The sequence below is a fragment of the Sorangium sp. So ce295 genome (genome assembly GCF_051527405.1).
Taxonomy (GTDB): Bacteria; Myxococcota_A; Polyangia; order Polyangiales; family Polyangiaceae; genus Sorangium; species Sorangium cellulosum_B.
In genome coordinates this window covers 11670879-11688686 of the sequence record NZ_CP150324.1, presented here as the reverse complement: position 1 = coordinate 11688686, position 17808 = coordinate 11670879, and the positions used below count along the sequence as shown (strand labels likewise).

24 protein-coding genes and 1 pseudogene are annotated in these 17808 nt (G+C 68.2%); 20 read left to right on the top strand and 5 right to left on the bottom strand.

All coding sequences use genetic code 11. The features are described from left to right. The first annotated feature begins 345 nt into the window (after positions 1 to 345). The gene (locus WMF11_RS44390; protein ID WP_437546545.1) at positions 346 to 1458 is read left to right on the top strand and encodes a PhoH family protein; all 1113 of its coding nucleotides are present in this window, start codon (positions 346 to 348) and stop codon (positions 1456 to 1458) included. A gap of 55 nt (positions 1459 to 1513) precedes the next feature. On the opposite strand, the gene WMF11_RS44385 is transcribed toward WMF11_RS44390, so the two are convergent. Then, positions 1514 to 2137 (bottom strand): hypothetical protein, encoded by a 624-nt coding sequence (locus WMF11_RS44385; protein WP_437975047.1) that lies wholly within the window; start codon positions 2135 to 2137, stop codon positions 1514 to 1516. 78 nt (positions 2138 to 2215) lie between these two features. Next, entirely contained in the window at positions 2216 to 2881 is a 666-nt protein-coding gene (locus WMF11_RS44380; protein WP_437975046.1) for a class I SAM-dependent methyltransferase, read from the bottom strand. Positions 2882 to 3938: 1057 nt separating this feature from the next. Here WMF11_RS44380 and WMF11_RS44375 point away from each other — a divergent pair. After that, the gene (locus WMF11_RS44375; RefSeq protein WP_437546540.1) at positions 3939 to 4514 is read left to right on the top strand and encodes a hypothetical protein; all 576 of its coding nucleotides are present in this window, start codon (positions 3939 to 3941) and stop codon (positions 4512 to 4514) included. A gap of 92 nt (positions 4515 to 4606) precedes the next feature. Here WMF11_RS44375 and WMF11_RS44370 read toward each other — a convergent pair whose 3' ends face one another. The 3 genes from WMF11_RS44370 to WMF11_RS44360 all read right to left on the bottom strand — a co-directional run bounded on the left by WMF11_RS44370 (position 4607) and on the right by WMF11_RS44360 (position 8361). After that, positions 4607 to 6040, bottom strand: coding sequence for a hypothetical protein (locus tag WMF11_RS44370; RefSeq protein WP_437975045.1), 1434 nt, complete (start codon positions 6038 to 6040; stop codon positions 4607 to 4609). A gap of 355 nt (positions 6041 to 6395) precedes the next feature. Continuing rightward, positions 6396 to 7292, bottom strand: coding sequence for an SUMF1/EgtB/PvdO family nonheme iron enzyme (locus WMF11_RS44365; RefSeq protein ID WP_437905107.1), 897 nt, complete (start codon positions 7290 to 7292; stop codon positions 6396 to 6398). A gap of 322 nt (positions 7293 to 7614) precedes the next feature. Further along, positions 7615 to 8361, bottom strand: coding sequence for a hypothetical protein (locus tag WMF11_RS44360; RefSeq protein WP_437979394.1), 747 nt, complete (start codon positions 8359 to 8361; stop codon positions 7615 to 7617). A 630-nt stretch (positions 8362 to 8991) separates the two neighbouring features. Between WMF11_RS44360 and rplV the strand changes: the two genes are divergently transcribed. The 18 genes and pseudogenes from rplV to infA all read left to right on the top strand — a co-directional run bounded on the left by rplV (position 8992) and on the right by infA (position 17787). Continuing rightward, complete coding sequence (gene rplV / locus WMF11_RS44355; RefSeq protein WP_012240567.1) at positions 8992 to 9330, top strand: 50S ribosomal protein L22; 339 nt, start codon at positions 8992 to 8994, stop codon at positions 9328 to 9330. A 17-nt stretch (positions 9331 to 9347) separates the two neighbouring features. Further along, complete coding sequence (gene rpsC, locus WMF11_RS44350; protein WP_061609597.1) at positions 9348 to 10040, top strand: 30S ribosomal protein S3; 693 nt, start codon at positions 9348 to 9350, stop codon at positions 10038 to 10040. Between the two features lie 12 nt (positions 10041 to 10052). Continuing rightward, the gene (gene rplP, locus WMF11_RS44345) at positions 10053 to 10466 is read left to right on the top strand and encodes a 50S ribosomal protein L16 (protein WP_012240565.1); all 414 of its coding nucleotides are present in this window, start codon (positions 10053 to 10055) and stop codon (positions 10464 to 10466) included. Between the two features lie 8 nt (positions 10467 to 10474). Continuing rightward, the gene (gene rpmC, locus WMF11_RS44340; RefSeq protein ID WP_437482390.1) at positions 10475 to 10678 is read left to right on the top strand and encodes a 50S ribosomal protein L29; all 204 of its coding nucleotides are present in this window, start codon (positions 10475 to 10477) and stop codon (positions 10676 to 10678) included. Positions 10679 to 10731: 53 nt separating this feature from the next. Next, positions 10732 to 11031, top strand: coding sequence for a 30S ribosomal protein S17 (gene rpsQ, locus WMF11_RS44335; protein WP_272102908.1), 300 nt, complete (start codon positions 10732 to 10734; stop codon positions 11029 to 11031). Between the two features lie 4 nt (positions 11032 to 11035). After that, positions 11036 to 11404: a 50S ribosomal protein L14 gene (gene rplN, locus WMF11_RS44330; RefSeq protein ID WP_012240562.1), complete on the top strand. Its 369-nt coding sequence runs from the start codon at positions 11036 to 11038 to the stop codon at positions 11402 to 11404. Continuing rightward, positions 11404 to 11721: a 50S ribosomal protein L24 gene (gene rplX, locus WMF11_RS44325; protein WP_272102121.1), complete on the top strand. Its 318-nt coding sequence runs from the start codon at positions 11404 to 11406 to the stop codon at positions 11719 to 11721. The genes rplN and rplX overlap by 1 nt, the downstream gene beginning before the upstream one ends. Before the next feature lie 2 nt (positions 11722 to 11723). After that, positions 11724 to 12449 carry a 50S ribosomal protein L5 gene (gene rplE / locus WMF11_RS44320; protein WP_437546534.1) on the top strand — a complete coding sequence of 242 codons (726 nt, stop codon included), beginning with the start codon at positions 11724 to 11726 and terminating at the stop codon, positions 12447 to 12449. 10 nt (positions 12450 to 12459) lie between these two features. Further along, complete coding sequence (locus WMF11_RS44315) at positions 12460 to 12645, top strand: type Z 30S ribosomal protein S14 (RefSeq protein ID WP_012240559.1); 186 nt, start codon at positions 12460 to 12462, stop codon at positions 12643 to 12645. 4 nt (positions 12646 to 12649) lie between these two features. Further along, a complete protein-coding gene (rpsH, locus tag WMF11_RS44310) occupies positions 12650 to 13045 on the top strand; it encodes a 30S ribosomal protein S8 (RefSeq protein WP_012240558.1) in 396 nt (131 codons plus the stop codon). Then, positions 13045 to 13662, top strand: a complete 618-nt coding sequence (gene rplF / locus WMF11_RS44305; protein ID WP_437277607.1) for a 50S ribosomal protein L6 — start codon at positions 13045 to 13047, stop codon at positions 13660 to 13662. The genes rpsH and rplF overlap by 1 nt, the downstream gene beginning before the upstream one ends. 47 nt (positions 13663 to 13709) lie before the next feature. Further along, a complete protein-coding gene (gene rplR / locus WMF11_RS44300) occupies positions 13710 to 14069 on the top strand; it encodes a 50S ribosomal protein L18 (protein ID WP_012240556.1) in 360 nt (119 codons plus the stop codon). A 79-nt stretch (positions 14070 to 14148) separates the two neighbouring features. Continuing rightward, positions 14149 to 14628 (top strand): annotated as a pseudogene (gene rpsE / locus WMF11_RS44295) (30S ribosomal protein S5); the annotation flags it as partial. Positions 14629 to 14762: 134 nt separating this feature from the next. Then, positions 14763 to 14966, top strand: coding sequence for a 50S ribosomal protein L30 (gene rpmD, locus WMF11_RS44290; RefSeq protein WP_437295775.1), 204 nt, complete (start codon positions 14763 to 14765; stop codon positions 14964 to 14966). 50 nt (positions 14967 to 15016) lie between these two features. Next, on the top strand, positions 15017 to 15508 hold the full coding sequence (gene rplO / locus WMF11_RS44285; RefSeq protein WP_437546532.1) for a 50S ribosomal protein L15: 492 nt from the start codon (positions 15017 to 15019) through the stop codon (positions 15506 to 15508). A 44-nt stretch (positions 15509 to 15552) separates the two neighbouring features. After that, positions 15553 to 16881, top strand: coding sequence for a preprotein translocase subunit SecY (gene secY, locus WMF11_RS44280; RefSeq protein ID WP_437546530.1), 1329 nt, complete (start codon positions 15553 to 15555; stop codon positions 16879 to 16881). 10 nt (positions 16882 to 16891) lie between these two features. Next, positions 16892 to 17539 (top strand): adenylate kinase, encoded by a 648-nt coding sequence (locus WMF11_RS44275; protein ID WP_437546528.1) that lies wholly within the window; start codon positions 16892 to 16894, stop codon positions 17537 to 17539. Further along, positions 17536 to 17787, top strand: coding sequence for a translation initiation factor IF-1 (gene infA, locus WMF11_RS44270; protein ID WP_012240550.1), 252 nt, complete (start codon positions 17536 to 17538; stop codon positions 17785 to 17787). Before WMF11_RS44275 ends, infA begins: the two co-directional genes overlap by 4 nt. Positions 17788 to 17808 lie beyond the last annotated feature (21 nt).

Sequence of the window (17808 nt, the reverse complement as noted above, 5' to 3'; positions counted from 1 at the left end):
GAGCCGCCGGGGCAGCGGCCGGAGGCGGCGGCGGGGCAGGTTGCGCTGGGCCCTGGGGTCCAGGCTGTGCTAGCGCCGAAAGGCCCGACAGCGTAACAGTCATGCCCAGCAGCGCCGATGTAGCTAACCTCATGCAGTTCTCCCTGTGTGCGGCTCGCCCGCTCGCCGGATCTCGCATGCACTGCGACGCGAAATTATGACCAGGACGTTACGATTCTGTGTAGGCCATACGGCGAGCGAGCGCGACGTTCGAGCGAGAGGTGGGCCGCGTCAAGGTCCTGCTCATGGAGTGGCGGCACGTGCCGGCGACGGAGCGCCGGGGCAGAGGCGGGGAAGGATCACGGGATGACGACCAGCGTGCGGATCACGGCGGATGTCGAGGTGCTCGACAACAGCACCTTGGTGGCCCTCGCCGGGCCGGGGAACGAGCATCTCAAGCTCATCGCGCGCACTCTTGGCATCGAGTCGGGCGTTCGAGGCAACACGATCCGGCTCGCCGGGGACGCCGACAAGGTCGCGCTCGCCGAGCGGTGCCTGGCAGAGGCCGCGCAGATGTTGAGGAGCGGCGTGGTCCTCGATCCCCAGGACTACGTGCGCGGGGTGCAGGCGCTCCGGGACGACCCGGGGATGACCTTGCGGGATCTGTTCGAGGACGTCGTCCTCATCTCGGCGCGCCGCCGGCCTATCTCGGCGAAGGGGCTGGCGCAGAAGCGCTACATCCAGGCGATCCGATCGCACGACATGACGTTCGGCATCGGGCCGGCGGGGACGGGCAAGACCTACCTCGCGATGGCCATGGCGGTGCACGCGCTGCTCGAGCGCCGCGTGAAGCGGATCATCCTGACCCGTCCTGCCGTCGAGGCGGGAGAGCGGCTCGGCTTCCTCCCCGGCGATCTCGCCGAGAAGGTGAATCCTTACCTGCGCCCGCTCTACGACGCGCTCCATGACATGATGGATGCGGACAAGGCGCAAGGCCTCGTGACGCGCGGTCAGATCGAGGTCGCGCCGCTGGCCTTCATGCGTGGCCGCACGCTCAACGATTGCTTCGTCATCCTCGACGAGGCGCAGAACGCGACGAGCGACCAGATGCGCATGTTCCTCACCCGCCTCGGCTACGCCTCCCGCGCCGTGGTGACGGGCGACGTCACGCAGGTCGATCTCCCGCATGGCGCGCGCAGCGGCCTCGCGGAGGCGCGCGAGCTGCTCGCGGGGATCGAGGGGATTGCGATCTGCTCGTTCACCGAGGTCGACGTCGTGCGCCACCCGCTCGTGCAGCGGATCATCGTGGCGTACGAGCAACGGGACGCCGAGGTGGCGCGCCAGCGCGAGGAGCGGCGGGCGGAGGCGGGTCGCGGCGGCGCGCGCGGCGGCGCCGCGGGAGAGGCCGGGGCTGCACCGCAGGAGCCGCAGGGCCGCGCGCCAGCAGGCGAGCCGGGAGGAGCCGGCGCGGCGAGCTGACGCGCGACGCCGCCGGGCGAGGCGTCGGCGTCGACGTCTCGCCCGGCTGCGCTGATCATTTCTTCTTCAGCTCGATCGGGGACTCGCGCACCAGGAGGGCATCGGGCCCGGTCACCCGGATCCTGCCGTGGATGACGTTCTCCTTCAGCTCGCCGACCAGGACGCCGGTCATCGCGTTCGGCGCGCGCGGATCGTCGGGGAAGACCGATGCGCGGACCATGCCGTCCTCGACCTTTCCCACGAGCGTCGCGTCGCCGAGCGCTCCCTTCGCGGCGCCCTTCAGCTCACCGCTCGGCTCGATGGTCAGCGTCACCGTCCCAGGGCCGGTGACCTGCTTCCCGTCGTCCTTCTGGCGCGCGGCGTCCTTGACCTTCGGGGGCATCACGACGCTGCCTTTCTTGGCGTCGTAGCGCCCCTCCCATGTCCCTTGCCATGCGGGCGTGCCCTTCGGCTCGCCCGCGTCTCCCGGCGCGCCTGCGCTCGGGGGCTCTGCTGCGGCCGAGCCGGCCGCGGGCGGCGCGAGCTGCGCGCTCGGCTGAGGCGGCGGGGGCGCGGGCCGCTCCGGCTCGCTCGGGCGAGGCGGGCCCTCCTCGCATGCCGCGAGGACGACGGCGAAGGACAGGAAGAGCGCGGGGGCAACGCCGCGCGCCCGGCGAGCTCGTGTTCCGATGGCGTTCACGTGGACGCTTTTATTACGAGCCGGGCTGGCCGTCGCGTCGATTTGACGTGCCCGCGCCGAGCGCGCGGCGCCTTGGGCTCAGGAGGCCCTGCGGAACGCGAGGGTCCAGTGCCGGTCGCTCGTCATCTGCGCGCATTCGGGGGGAATCCGGAGCGAGCGCAGCACCTCACGCACCTCGTCGAGCGAGAGCGCCGCGCGCAGCGACGCGTCGAAGAGGGCTCGCTGGTACGCCGTGTCGTTCGCTGCGTACGTGTCGACGAGGGCGGCGATCGACGCCTCGTCTTCCGGACGGACCAGGTCCCGCACGAACAGGAGCCCCCCGGGCTGGAGGACGCGGAGCATCTCGCGCAGCACCTGCGCTGGCTCCGGGACGTGGTGGACGATGCTGTTCGAGAGCACGGCTGAAAACGTCTCATCCGGTTCAGGCAGCGCCTTGGCATCCACGAGCGCGAGCGCGATGGCCTCGGTGAGCCCGGCCTGCTCGACATGGCGGCGCCCGAGTTCGAGCATCGCCGCGGAGAGATCGATCGCCTTGATCCGCGCGGCGGGGGCGCGCCTGCAAAGCTCGATGGGCAACAGGCACGTCCCTGTGCCGACGTCGAGGGCGTATGCGAGACCGGGGTTGTGGGAGAGGAGCGCGTCGCAGAACGCCGTGTTCACGGCGGCGTGATCCATGCTGTCGTAGGCCAGCGCGTCCTCGTCGGTATCCATGACCTCTGGCTCGAGCACGCGCACCAGCGACATGCGCGCATCCTTCTCCGCGGCCGACGCGCGTGTCAACCGATTGTCGGCGGCTGGTCAATCTCGGCAGCCGGTCGGACGGAGGTCGGGCGGGGGCGGGGTGGGTCCTGGGCGTCGTAGATGTAGATATGGACAGGAAGGCGTTTGAAGAAGTCGAGGCGGAGCGGGCCGGCTCCAGCCGCGCGTGCACACCGGTCCGCCGGACACGACGGCCTTGAGGCGCCTACCCAGCTGGAGCCGCGGGCGGCGGCCGCGCGCGTGATGTTGAGAGCGGCGCTGCGCGGCCCGAGCGCGCCTCCGGCGACGGGACCGGCGCAGAGTCGTCATTTCGAAGAGCTCGGCGGGTTGGCGCGCGATCGGGCGGTCAGCGTGGGTCCGCGCAATCCCCGGCGTGATGAGCGGATGTCGGGCAGAGAGCTCGACCCGGAGTCCCGGCCCGCCGGCGCTCATAGCGAAGCGTCCGTGCTGCGCCCCACCTGTCGAGCGGGGCATCCTATCAGGCCTCCGCATAGGTCAGTCGTGCGCCCGGGGCGTGCAATGTAGCCACGCGCCGGCCGCATGTGTGTGGTCGCCAGGCGGTCGCACCCTGCGTGAGGCGCTTCAATGATTGGGGCTGGCGAGGCTCGCGTCGGGTCGCTGCACCTCGCGGATGTGCGCGTGCCCGCATTGCCGCCCGTGACGGGCGCGGCCCCGCGACGCGGGGTTGCTCGGTTCTCGGACGGTGCTTACCTGCCCAGACCTGAGCACCCGAGACACGCAATGCCGCGGTGCATCGTCAAGGGGGCCGAGTGAGGATTGGCGCGGCCAGGGGCCGTCCCGCGCGGGGGAGGGGTCTCGGCCATCAATCGACGCTGCGGGGGTTTCATCGCTCGGCGCCTGTCGAGCAAAGCAGCCCAGCCGTTCGGGGCCGTCCCGTCCAATGAGCTCTCCGATTGAGCCCGCCCGCAGCGCCTATTGAAAGAAAAGACGGTCCGCTATCCTCAATTCGCTTGACCAGGCAAGTGGCAACGGCATAGTCGTATCCAACCGCCGAGCTGGATTCGGCGACGAGGGAGAGCACATGGCAACGGACGCCTTTTCACAGCAGATTGTAAACCTCGTGCGGAAAATGCCGGACGAGGCGATCCTCGCGCTCGTCAAGAATCAGCTGGGCGCCGTGACAGGGGAAGCGCCGTTGGTTCCTCCTGCGGCGCCGCGCCGCGGCCGCGCGCGCGCCCGCGCTGCTGGAGCGGTCCAGTCCAAAACGTCTTCCGTCGCGGCCAAGCGCGGCGCCGCGCCGAAGCGTCGGCCTGGTCGCCCGCGCAAGTCGCCGGCCGCCTCGGCGGAGCGTCAGGAGACGTTGGATGCCGTCGAGCGCGTCGTCAAAGCGAGCTCTGGCGTCAGCGCGAGCGAGGTGGCGAAGCAGGCGGGTATCCCGCAGACCCGCGCCGCCGCCGCGCTGAAGGAGCTGAAGCTGGAGAAGCGGATTTTCCAAGGTGGCGACCGTCGCTTCGCCCGCTATGCAGGCGACGCGAAGACCGCCGAGCAGGCGAGCGCGAACGCGCGCAAGACCGCGGCTGGGCCTGCGCCTGTCGTGAAGAAGCCGAGCGTCAAGGGGCGCAAGCGCGTCGCTCCGGCTGCCGCTCCTCCGAAGTAGGTCTGGGGACCACCGCGCACGTCAGCATCAGATGGGATGCACGCTGTGCTGACGCGCTGCGTTTGGAATGACTATCCCGTTCGAGACGGAGCTCAGGGCGGGCTCCAGGTGAGCCCGCCATCATCGGAGGCCACGACGTACCAGCCGCGGCGCGATGTCCCGGTGACATCCGCTTGGAGGAGCATCAAGAGTCGATTTCCGAACGAGAGGAGGGCTCCTAGCTCGATACGGCCGCGCTCGCCCGTGGCTTCGCCGATTACCCTGGGGACGTCGTAGAGCTTGCCCACCTCCGGCGGTTGCGCGATCGCGATATGGAGCCCCCATCGCGCTGCCGCGCGGGAGGTCAGCACTGCGGTGACGCCTTCGCGTGTGGGCGCCAGGGCGATAGACCGTTCATGCGGCTCCAACCAGGGTCGAAAGGGCGGCTTCTCGGCGATGACGCAGGTGCCTTGGAGGGTGCACGTAGCGAGCGTGGGCTCTCCGGTTGTGGGCGTCATGACTTCGACCATGATCCGATCGGCCGCGCAGCCGACCGACGCTCCGGGCGGGGCTTTCGCCGGGAGCTTCAGCACGGCTGTCTGGGCAGCGGAGACGGCGACCACGGCGGTCTTGTCGGGCGGCTGAGGAACGAGCTGGATCGACCAGCCGGCGAAGTCGCATGCTGGTGTCGTGGAGAGCGCGGCGATGGCCGCTGGGCTCATCGCGAGTCCCTCGACGCTCTTCGGTGCGTCGAGCGGCTTCCCCGGCGCGGGGACGGGCCGCACGAGGAGGCTGCGCCCGCGCACCGACAGGAGCATCGGTGGGCGGCCATAAGGCACGGGCAGCGCTTGTTCCTGCGTGGGGAGCGGGACGGGAGGCACCGGCTCGGCGCCCGCCGGCCCCGCATAGACGAGGGTCGCGTGCCGAGGCTTGGGCTCCACGAGCAGCGCGGCGCTCTCGGCGGAGAGCACCGCGGGCACAGCGTTCACCAGCGGCCGCGCTCCGCGGCTCAGCGCTGGAAGCGTGACCGGTGAAGGCGCCGAGAGGTCGGTCGCCTCGAACGGAGCGAAGAAGAGACTCGGCGGGTCCAGCGCGGACGGCGTCCCTCGATTCCCTCGTGTCTCCGTCGGGAGAGCCGGGCCACGCGGACCGGTGGTGAGCACCGTGGCGCCGTCTCCGCCGACCGACCAGGTCGACCACCCCTCGCGGACGCGCCGCAGAGATCGCCAGGTCCGGCCGGCGTTCTCGGTCACGAGCGCGATCGCCTCGTTCTCGACCTCTCCTGTCACCACGGCTCGCCGCTCATCGAGCACGAACGCCCGTCGCCATCGCGTCGACGACGGCGCGAGCGCCGAATCGATGCCACGCGCCTGGCCAATGGCGGTGGTGAGCTCATCCGAGGACGCCGCGCCCGGGGGCGGCGGGACGGTGATGGGCGCTGCCTTTTCCTTCTTCCCGCAACCGAGCGCCAGGAGGGCCGTCAGGGCGGCAAGGGCGGTCGCGGCGGCGCGGCGCCGCGTGGGCGCGCTCACTATGGAGTCGGGCATCGGCAATCTCTTCGCTGGTGTCGCCCTGGCTTGCTGCGCGTCGGCCCTGGCTCCTCCACGACTCGCACGCTCGCTCGCGTCGCGCCCGAGCCGTCTTGTCGAAGCGCCCGTGGCGTCACGGCGAGATGCGCGCGCGGCGACCGCCCTGTCTCCCCGCTGCATCGCCCCGAGCTCCGCGTTCGATTCGCGTCTGCCCCATAGCGGGGTGCGGGTTCGCGCGCTCCAGGCTCATCTGCGTCGTTCGGCTCGTTGCGGCGTACCTTCGTACGCCTTACTCGTCTGCCTAGCGGCTGAGCCCGTATCACACCAACCTGCGCCCCCGCTATCCTGCCGGCCGCACGCCGCGCGGCCAGCACTAGTCGGCCTGCTCCGGATCCATGCAGCACCGGAAGCCCGTCGAGTAGTCGTGGTAGCCGAAGGAGTGGGCGGTCGTGGCATATTTGCAGCCCTCGCCGTTGCGCGTCGTGTCCATGAAATAGCCGCCACGGAAGGTGCCGCTCGGATCATCGACCCACTCGTGGAGGTTGCCTACCATGTCGAACACGCCGTAGGCGTTGGTGCATCCCGCGCGCTCGCCCGTCGGGAGCAGCGCCTGGGACAGCTGGTTGATGAGCGGGTTGTTCATCGCCGTCGTCCAGCGCTCCTCGGGCTTGATGTCGAGCAGCGCGGCGATCTCGGCGACGGGGTGAACCCGTCGCTCGTCATCGTTGCACACGGCCTGCTGGCGGAGCGCGCCGTAGGGAAACGTCGTGTCGTCCGGCCCTCGGCAGGCGGTCACCCACTCCTCCGAGGTGCACAGGCGCTTGCCCGAGGCCGCGCACGCCATCTTGGCCTGCCGCCCGCTGATGTAGCCCTGGGGGATGACCCCCTGCCAGGACACGGCGCGGACGCGGCGCTCGTTCCCGTCAATCGGATCGTAGGGCGACCAGGGGCGCTCACCGCTGGGCGTCACCTCGACCAGCGCGCCCTCCCAGCGGTCGACGCACACGCGATCGTCGACGAGGGACATCTCCGCGGGGCAGCGCGCGCTGGCCGTCGAGGAGGACATCGGGATGGCGCCGATCTCGGACTCCATCCCCGAGGCGAGCGTTGCGCTGTCCTTGACGGCAGCGAGCGCGCTCTCCTTGGCCTTGATGCGCCTTTCCGTCGGGACGGCGGCGGTGCCCTCGAGCGAGGCGCGCACCATCAGGCGCGGCGTGATCTGCTCCGCTGTCGTCGACCCCGGAGCACAGCCGGCCGACGCGACGAGCACGCCGAGCAGCGCTCCACCGCGGAATGGACGCGCCCCCGACGATCGCGGAACGGAGGCTGCCAGGCGCGGGCGGGAGGAGTCCTTGGCCACGGAGGAGCCGAGGATCCCTTCCCGCGATCTTTTTTGCAACCGAATACCGCGCTCGGGGGCTCCCCGAACGGGCCTACATGAGAGGGTGCGCGCGCCGGGGCGCTAAGGTGGGTGTGGGCTGGTGAGAGGCCCAGAGGTCATCTGGTGTGCGTCGAATGCCAGGGGAAAAGAACGGCGAGAGCAGAGCGCGCACGGTGGGCGCGCAGGCCGTGCACCCGTGGCGGCGGCCGGGTCAGTCGAAGGCCATGATCTCCTCGTAGCATGCGTCGTAAGCCTCCTGGCAGGAGACATTCGGGTTGTCGTTCATGCACGCGACGAGATCGTCCGCTGCATCTCGGTTGAGGGGGTTCATCTGAGCCGCGCACTTGGCGGTGTCGAACGTGCCGGCGTCGCAGAAGTCGGAGATGGTGTCGCAGATCTCGTCGGCCTGGTGCGGGCACGCGTTGGCGTACGTGCGGTTCATGCACGCTTGAACGGGATCCACATCGCACGCCCGCTCCACGCCGATGTCGCTCAGGCAGTCCACGAGGTCCGCAGCGTGACCCGGGGAGAAGACGGCGAAGCCGTGCTTGCAGAGCCCGTAGCCGATCGGGTCCTCGTCGCGGTTCGCGCCGCACTGGCTCGTCGCCCCCTGCGCAGGCGAGATGTTGAGCTCGTCGCAGGCCGCGACCGTGAGGTTGCCGTCCGACGCCTCGATGCAGGCGTCGCTGCCGCCGGTGCCGCCCTGGCCGCCGTCGCCGCCGGTGCCGCCCTGGCCGCCGTCGCCGCCGGTGCCGCCGTCGCCGCCCTGGCCGCCATCGCCGCCCTGGCCGCCGGTGCCGCCGTCGCCGCCGCTGCTCGTGGACCCGTGGGTGACGCCGGGGCCGACCGTCTGGTCCACCTCGTTGTCGGTGTCCTCCGTGGTCACGACGCAGCCGGTGTAGATGGCGGGCAAGATGAAGGTAAGCGCGAGGAAAGAATGGCGATGGCGAGCAAGCATGGTCACGTTGCCTCCTACAATGTCAGGGAAGAGTTCCACGGCCTGGTGCGTTCGACTGAACCTGGGGCTCCCCTATTCCCCTCGCAATCCTGCTCTTCGGCCTGGTCCAGCCGTCCGACGTCGACGCTCCGGGGGTGCACCTCCGCCGTCGACGGCTCAGGCCGCCGTCGACAGCTTGTTTCAGCTGCATTTCGTCAGTGTCAAGAACAGATTTCAGCCTCGTGTTCGTCCGTCCGTCTGCCCGGGCACCAGGCTCGGCATGCCCGGAGCCCCCCGACGTCCGTTCAGGAGGATCTGAAAAGCTGCTCAGCCCGCGGGGACGCGCGAAACAAACTGAAAGGGAGCGGAAGGATCGCGCTTGCGTACCGCCCCTCCCGCTGGTAATCACCGCGCTCCGTTTTCCCGGGCGATCGGGTGTCCTCCCGGTCTCCCAGTAGAAGAGCCGTAACGGCGCTTCGATCCCAGCTCCGCCCCTTCGGCCGCCGCGGGAACCCCCCCGGTGACGCGAAGGGGGCCCACGTCGATGGACGTCGGGCTGGGACCGGAAGCGTACGACGGTGCAACCGGTTCGCAGTGAACCGAAACCCGGTACGGAGTCACTCCGCCCGCCGGTGTCGCGAGGTGTCTCGAATGGTAAGCAAAGCCAGTGCGATGTTTTCGCGGATCGCCCCGCGCAAGGCTCGCATGATCGCCGATCTCGTTCGAGGTCGCGACGCGGACGAGGCGATCCAGCTGCTCTCGTTCACGCAGAAGAGCGGAGCCCCCGTCCTGCGGAAGATCATCGAGAGCGCGGTCGCGAACGCCCAGCAGGCGGGCGCGGACATCGACGCGCTCTTCATCAGCAAGGCCACCGTCGACAAGGGGCCGAACAAGTTCAACCGCCGCTGGCGGCCGCGCGCGATGGGCCGTGCGACCCGGATCACCAAGGGCGTGTCGCACATCGTCATCGAAGTCGACGAGAGAAAGTAAGTAGAGGACCTGCCGATATGGGACAAAAGACCCATCCGTATGGCTTCCGCGTCGGTGTCATCAAGACGTGGAGCAGCAAGTGGTACGAGGACGGCGCTGCGTATCAGAAGTGGCTCCACCAGGACATCCGCATCAAGCGCGCGATCAAGCAGTACCTCTACAACGCCAACATCGCCGGCGTGGAGATCGAGCGCGCCGCCAACCGCGCGAAGGTGATCGTCTTCACCGCCCGCCCCGGCATGGTGATCGGCAAGGGCGGCAAGGGCATCGAGACGCTGAAGAGCGGGAACGTCGGCACCGCGTCGAAGGGTGAGACGCTCTTCCCCGGCGTGTCGTCGTTCACCGACAACGAGGTGTTCATCGACGTGCAGGAGGTCCGGAAGGCCGAGACCAACGCGCAGCTCGTCGCCGAGAACATCGCGACGCAGCTCGAGCGCCGGATCGCGTTCCGCCGGGCGATGAAGAAGGCGGTGGCCACCGCGATGAAGTTCGGCGCGAAGGGCATCCGCGTGCGCTGCGCCGGCAGGCTCGGTGGCAGCGAGATGAGCCGCGTCGAGACCTACCGCGAGGGCCGGGTGCCGCTGCACACGCTCCGCGCCGACATCGAGTTCGGCCTGGCCGAGGCGAAGACGAAGGTCGGCATCATCGGCGTGAAGGTCTGGATGTTCAAGGGCGAGGTCCTGCAGCGTAAGGCGCGCCGGATCCAGTAGAGGGATTGCAGAATGCTGTCTCCGAAGCGAACCAAGTTCCGCAAGATGCAGAAGGGGAACAACCGCGGCCTCGCCATGACGGGCAGCGACGTCTCCTTCGGCGACTTTGCGCTCCAGTGCGTCGAGCCTGCCCGCGTCACCTCGCGGCAGATCGAGGCGGCTCGTATGGCGATCCAGCGGCACGTGAAGCGCGCGGGCAAGCTCTGGATCCGCATCTTCCCGGACCGCCCGGTGACGAAGAAGCCGCTCGAGGTCCGCATGGGTGGGGGCAAGGGCGCGCCCGAGGAGTGGTGCGCGCTCGTGCAGCCGGGCCGCGTGATGTACGAGATCAGCGGCGTGAGCGAGGAGACTGCGAAGGAGGCGTTCCGCCTCGCGTCGCACAAGCTCCCGATGCAGTGCAAGTTCCTCGCCCGCGGGCTGACGTGAGGTAGGCGATGAAGGCGAAGGATTTGCGTGAACGCACCACCGAGCACCTGCGCGAGCTCGAGAAGTCTCTGGCGGCGGGCCTGTTCGAGGCGCGGTTCAAGAATTTCACGAATCGGCTGAACGACACGGCGACGATCCGCAAGGCGAAGCGGGATCTCGCGCGGGTGAAGACGATCCTCACGCAGCGCACGCGTGCCGAGGAGAAGGCGTAGCCATGGCGAAGAAGAAGGCAGAGACCCAGCAGCCGGCCGCTGCGGCGCCCGAGCTGGCAGCCGCGGCGCCTGCGCAGGCCGAGACCGAGGCGAAGGCGCACGGCTTCCGGCGCAAGCTGGTCGGCAAGGTGACCAGCGACAAGATGAACAAGACGGTCACCGTCGAGGTCATCCGGAACGCGCTCGACCCTGTGTACAAGAAGTACGTCCGTCAGCGGGAGCGCTACAAGGCGCACGACGAGACGAACCAGTACAAGGTGGGCGATCGCGTCGAGATCACGGAGCACAGGCCGATCTCCCGCGACAAGCGGTGGCTCGTGACCAAGCTCGTTGCCCGCCCGGTGGAGGAGTAGCGCCATGATCCAGGTGTCGACGCATCTCGAGGTCGCGGACAACTCCGGCGCCCGAATCGTGAAGTGCATCAAGGTGCTCGGCGGCTCGCGCCGCAAGTACGCCGCCCTCGGCGACGTCATCGTCGTCTCGATCAAGGAGGCGTTGCCGGGCACCAAGGTGAAGAAGGGCGAGACGGCGCGCGCCGTCGTCGTCCGCACCGCCCGGGAGTACCAGCGCTCGGACGGCAGCTACATCAAGTTCGACGGGAACAGCGCGGTCCTCATCAACAAGGAGAAGGAGCCGATCGGTACCCGTATCTTCGGGCCGGTCGCTCGTGAGCTCCGCGCGAAGAAGTTCATGAAGATCATCTCTCTCGCTCCGGAGGTCCTCTGATGAAGCGCCTCAGGGTCGGTGACCTCGTGCAGGTCATCAGCGGCAAGGAGGAGGGGAAGCAGGGCCGGATCACCAAGATCCTCGCTGACGAGGATCGCGTGGTCGTGGAAGGCCTGAACACGGTGACCCGCCACCAGCGGCCCACGCCTCGCAACCAGGAGGGTGGGAAGATCACCAAGGAGGCGCCGATTCACGCCTCGAATGTCATGCCGGTCGATCCGGCGACGGGCAAGCCGACGCGCGTGAAGGTCCGCGTCGGTGAGGACGGCAAGAAGACGCGCGTCGGCAAGAGCGGCAGCGCGATCGGTGTGGGCTAGCCATGGCGGACAAGAAGGACAAGGACAAGGCGGCCAAGGACGCCGGCAAGGGCAAGGACAAGCCCAAGTCGCAGCAGGCCAAGCCGCAGGCGCCCGCCAAGAGCAAGGAAGCCAAGGGCGCGAAGGCCAAGGGCGCCGAGGCAGAGGCCTCCGGGCCGACCGAGGAGCGCCCGCGCGACCCGAACTACGCGCCGCGGCTCCGCACGCACTACAGGAAGAGCGTGACGGCCGCGCTTGCGAAGAAGTTCGGCTACAAGAACCCGATGATGGTGCCCCGCCTGCAGAAGGTGGTCATCAACATGGGGCTCGGCGCCGCGGTGCAGAACCCGAAGATCATCGACTCCGCCGTCGAGGATATGCGGGCGATCTCCGGCCAGAAGCCGGTGGTGACCCGGGCCCGGAAGTCGATCGCGACCTTCAAGCTGCGCGAGAACCTGCCCATCGGGGTGATGGTGACCCTGCGTGCCGAGCGGATGTGGGAGTTCGTGGATCGCCTGATCGCGTTCTCTCTCCCGCGTGTTCGCGACTTCAAGGGCGTGAGCCCGAAGGGGTTCGACGGCAAGGGTAACTTCACGATGGGCCTGCGCGAGCAGATCATCTTCCCCGAGATCGACTACGACAAGATCGATGTCGTGAAGGGGCTCAACATCTCGTTCGTGACCACGGCGAAGACGGACGAAGAAGGACGCGCGCTCCTGACCGAGCTTGGCATCCCGTTCCGGCATTGAGGGATTTTCGATGGCCCGTGCAAAAGAGTTTGCGAAGCTGAACCGTCCGCCGAAGTTTTCTACGCGGCACAAGAACCGTTGCAAGGTGTGCGGGCGCGCGCGCGCTTACTACCGCGACTTCGAGCTCTGCCGCGTCTGCCTTCGGTTGTTCGCGCTCCGTGGTGAGCTCCCTGGTGTGATCAAGGCCAGCTGGTGATTCTATGATGACCGATCCCATCGCCGACATGCTGACCCGCATTCGCAACGCGGCGCTCGCGCGGCACGACAGGACCGAGGTCCCCGCGAGCCGCATCAAGGCCGCGGTCGCGGAGATCCTCAAGTCCGAGGGCTTCATCGCCGACGTGCGCGAGACCGAGGGCGAGGGTCCCAAGAAGCTCACGATCGTGCTGAAGTACGGGCGCGATCGACAGAGCGCGATCGACGGCGTGCGCCGCGTCTCCCGCCCCGGGCGCCGCGTGTACGTGCGTCACGACAGGATCCCGCGCGTGTTCAGCGGGCTCGGGATCTCGATCCTGAGCACGTCCCGCGGGCTCATGAGCGACAGGGATGCGCGCCGCCTCAAGATGGGTGGCGAGCTGATCTGCGAGGTGTGGTGATGGAAGCTCAGGCGAACGCAGCCCAGCCCGCGAACGGTGACAGCCGGCTCGCTCCGAAGACGTCGCGCGTTGGCAAGCGCCCGATCGATCTGCCGAAGGGGGTCACCGCGACCGTCAACGGCCGGAAGATCGACGTCAAGGGCCCGAAGGGCCAGCTCTCCCGCGCGATCACCGACAAGGTGGACATCAAGCTCGAGGGCAGCAAGCTGCACGTGAGCTCGGTGGCGCCGGGGCGCGACGGGTCGCGCCTCCAGGGCCTCACGCGGGCGCTCGTGGCCGCGATGGTGAAGGGCGTCGCCGAGGGCTACGAGCGGACGCTCGAGCTCAAGGGGACCGGCTATCGCGTCGAGCTCAAGGGCACGACGCTGAACTTCGCCCTCGGCTTCTCCCACCCGGTGACGTTCCCGGTGCCCACGGGGCTCACGGCGACGATCCCGGCGGACTCGAAGGGCACCGTCCTGGTCCTGACGGGCGCGGACAAGGAGCTCATCGGGCAGACGGCCGCGACGATCCGTGGCTTCAGGCCGCCGGAGCCGTACGGCGGCAAGGGCGTCCGTTACCGCGGCGAGCGCGTGCGGGAGAAGGCTGGCAAGGCCGGCAAGGGCGGCAAGAAGTAAAGGCGAGCGGCGGCGTGTACGCCGCTGCACCGAGGGACGAGACGGTCATGGGCATGAAAATCGTCGGTCGGGAGCGCCGGAAGCTCCGTATCCGCAAGAAGGTCGAGGGGACGCCGGAGCGCCCGCGCCTCAGCGTCTTCCGCAGCTCGAAGCACATTTACGCGCAGGTCATCGACGACGTGAGCGGCAAGACCCTCGCCCACGCTTCGACGCTGTCGAAGGACCTCAAGGGCTCCCTCGACGAGGACAACAAGGTCGAGGCGGCGAAGAAGGTCGGGGCTCTGATCGCGAGGATCTGCAAGGAGAGGCAGATCGACAAGGTCGTCTTCGACCGCAACGGCTATCTGTATCATGGGCGCGTCAGCGCCCTCGCCCAGGCGGCGCGCGAGGCAGGTCTCGATTTCTGACTCCCACAGCCGCTGCCCTGATGGTGAGGGCGGCGGGCGCGGTCAACTGCCGCGGCGGAGAACGTGATAGAGGACGGTTATGGCGTTCGATCATGTCGACGAAGAGAAGCTGAAAGAGCGAGTCATCCACATCAACCGCGTCGCCAAGGTCGTCAAGGGCGGCCGGCGCTTCAGCTTCTCGGCGCTGGTCGTGGTGGGCGACGAAGCGGGGCACGTGGGCATCGGCCTGGGCAAGGCGAACGAGGTGCCGGAGGCCATCCGCAAGGGGAACGATCAGGCTCGCAAGAACCTGTTCCGCATTCCCCTGGACGGCGTGACCATCCCGCACGACTCGTTCGGCCACGTCGGGGCGGGCAAGGTCCTGCTGAAGCCGGCCAGCCCTGGGACGGGCGTCATCGCCGGCGGCGCGGTGCGCGCCGTCGTCGAGTCGGCGGGGATCCACGACGTGCTGTCGAAGTCGCTCGGCACGAGCAACCCGCACAACGTCGTGCACGCGACCGTCGCGGCGCTCCGTGGGCTGAAGAGCCCGGAGAGCGTCGCCGGGAAGCGGTCGATGCAGCTCGACTCGCTCGACTACCAGCGCCGCGGTAGCACGAACACCGCGGGTCGACGGCGCGCGAGCGTGGCGCCGCCCCCCGGGAAGCCGGGCGGCAGCGGTGGCGCACCGAGCGGCGGCGGTGAAGGAGGCTCGCAGTGAAGCTCCGGGTACGTCAGAAGGCCAGCAACATCGGCCAGGTCGAGCACACCCGCAAGATCATCAAGGGGCTCGGCCTGCGTGGGCCGGGGTCCGTGGTGGTCGTCGCGAACACGCCCTCGTTCCGTGGCATGGTGAAGAAGGTCCTCCACCTCGTCGAGGTCGAGGAGGTCGCCGACGGAGCGACCTCGTCGAAGGCCTGAGAAGCGAGATCGTCATTCCAGCGGAGTCGCCGCGTACGGAAGTGTGAAACATGGACATTCTTTCTAAGCTCCAAGCCCCTGAGGGCGCCGTAACCAAGAGGCTCCGCGTTGGCCGTGGCGTGGGGTCGGGCGTCGGCAAGACGTCTGGCCGCGGACAAAAAGGGCAGAAGGCGCGGGCCGGCGGCAACATCAACAAGAAGCACTTTCAGGGCGGGCAGACGCCGATCCAGCGTCGCCTCCCGAAGCGTGGCTTCCGCAACCCGCTCGCGGACATCGTCGTCAACGTCAACGTCGGCGACCTCGAGGCGTTCGACAATGGCGCCCAGGTCGATCTGATCGCGCTCCACGAGCGCCGCCTCGTGCAGGGGCGGTTCGACGTGCTGAAGATCCTCGGCGACGGTGAGCTCACGAAGAAGCTCACGGTGACGGCGCACCGCTTCTCCAAGGGAGCGGTCGAGAAGATCGAGAAGGCGGGGGGCAAGGCGGTCGTGCTCGCGGCGCCTGCACCCCAGGGCAGCTCGACGGACTCCTCGTCCTCGTAGTCAGCGCGCACGCGCACCCACCAAGCCGGAGTCCAGGATCGCCTATGGCCAGCCTCGCGGGAATCACCAACTTCCACAAGATCCCCGAGCTCCGGCGACGCGTGATCTTCACCCTGGTGATGCTCGCGGTCTACCGGGTCGGCGTCTTCGTGACGACGCCCGGCGTCGACCGGAACGCGATGCGGCAGTACGTCGCGAAGCAGTCCGGTGGGCTCCTGAGCTTCTTCAACATGTTCTCGGGCGGCGCGCTGGAGAACCTGTCGATCTTCGCGCTCGGGATCATGCCGTACATCTCGGCCTCGATCATCATGCAGCTCATGGGCATGGTCTACAAGCCCATCGACGAGCTGCGGAAAGAGGGCGAGCAGGGTCGCCGGCGGATCGATCAGTACACGCGGTACGGCACGGTCGCGCTCTCGCTGTTCCAGGCCTTCTCGATCGCGAAGATGCTCGAGGGCCTGTCGAGCAGCGAGACCGGGGCCGGGATCGTGAACCACCCCGGCATCGGCTTTCAGCTGATGACGGTCATCACGCTGACGACCGGGACCGCGTTCCTGATGTGGATCGGCGAGCAGATCACGGAGCGCGGCGTCTCGAACGGCGTCTCGCTCCTGATCTTCGCGAGCATCGTCACGCGCATCCCGGAGGAGGTCGGCAACTACTTCGCCCAGAACGCCGGCGATCTCCAGCCCCTGACGATGGCCGCGATCGTCGCGTTCATCGTGTTCGTCATCGCCGTCATCGCGTTCTTCGAGAACGGCAGGCGTCAGATCCCGATCGTGTACTCGCGGCGCCAGGTCGGTCGCCGCGTCTACGGCGGGCAGACGGCGCACCTGCCGCTGAAGGTGAACACGTCCGGGACCATCCCCCCCATCTTCGCGTCGTCGCTGCTGATGTTCCCGCAGACGCTCGCGAACATGAACGTCCCCGGGGCCGAGCAGATTCAGGCGATCATCAACCGGGGGGACTGGGTCTTCAACACCGGCTACGCGCTGCTCATCATCTTCTTCTGCTTCTTCTACACGAACGTCACGTTCCAGCCGGTGGACGTCGCGGAGAACCTGAAGAAGCAACAGGCAAATATCCCCGGGATCAGGCCAGGCAAGCAGACGGCGGACTACATTCACCGCGTGATCCAGCGGATCACCGTGGGCGGCGCGCTCTATGTCGCCGCGGTGTGCGTGGTGCCCTCGATCGTCGGCAACCTGCTGCGTGTCCCCTTCGGCTTCGGAGGCACGTCGCTCATGATCGTCGTCGGCGTCGCGCTCGACACCGTGAACCAGCTGGAGGCGCACCTGATCACGCGGAGCTACGAGGGGCTGACGGGCCCCGGTGCCACCCGCATCCGGGGCCGCAGGCTCCCGGAAGCGTGATGGAGGGCAAATGATCTTGGTTCTGGTGGGGCCTCCTGGAGCTGGGAAGGGTACGCAGGCGAAGCTGCTGTGCGCACGCTTCGGCATCCCGCAAATCTCGACCGGCGACATGCTGCGCGAGGCAAAGCGGTCGGGGACCTTGGAGAAGCGCTATCTGGACATCATGGACTCTGGCGGACTCCTTCCGGATGAGGCCGTTATCGGCCTCATCGCGCGCAGGACGGTCGAGCCCGACTGCGACGCCGGCTTCCTGCTGGACGGATTTCCCAGGACCGTGCCTCAGGCGGACGCGCTCGACGAGCTGCTCGCCAGCGCCAACCAGGGCGGCAAGCGGATTGATGCGGTGATCCAGCTGGACGTGGCGCGTCCCCTGCTCGAGGAACGGCTGATCCATCGCCGAACTGACAAACGCAGTGGACAGATATATCATCTCGTCTATAATCCGCCGCCCCCCGGTGCGGAGCTAGAGCATCGGGCCGATGATCGGCCCGAGGCTGTTGCAAAGCGTCTCGACGCCTACGAGGCGATGACGGCCGCGCTTCTTCCGTTCTACGAGCAGAAGAAGCTGCTGCATCGCGTCGATGGAGTCGGGAAGCCTGAAGAAGTTACGCACAGGGTGCTGTCGGCCATTGGCCGGCCGGGCTCGGGTGGAGAATGAGGCGTAAGAATCAGACCAGACCGCCGAAGGAACCGAAGGGCGACAAGCTCGAGTTCGACGGCGTGGTTCAAGAGGCCCTGCCGAACGCCATGTTTCGCGTGAAGGCGGACAACGGCCTCGGCGTCCTCGCGACCATCAGCGGCCGGATGCGGCAGTACTACATCAAGATCCTGCCGGGCGACCGCGTGACCGTCGAGGTCTCGCCGTATGACCCGAGCCGAGGCCGGATCACGTACCGGCATAAGTAACGTAGTTTTTTGAGGAATCTG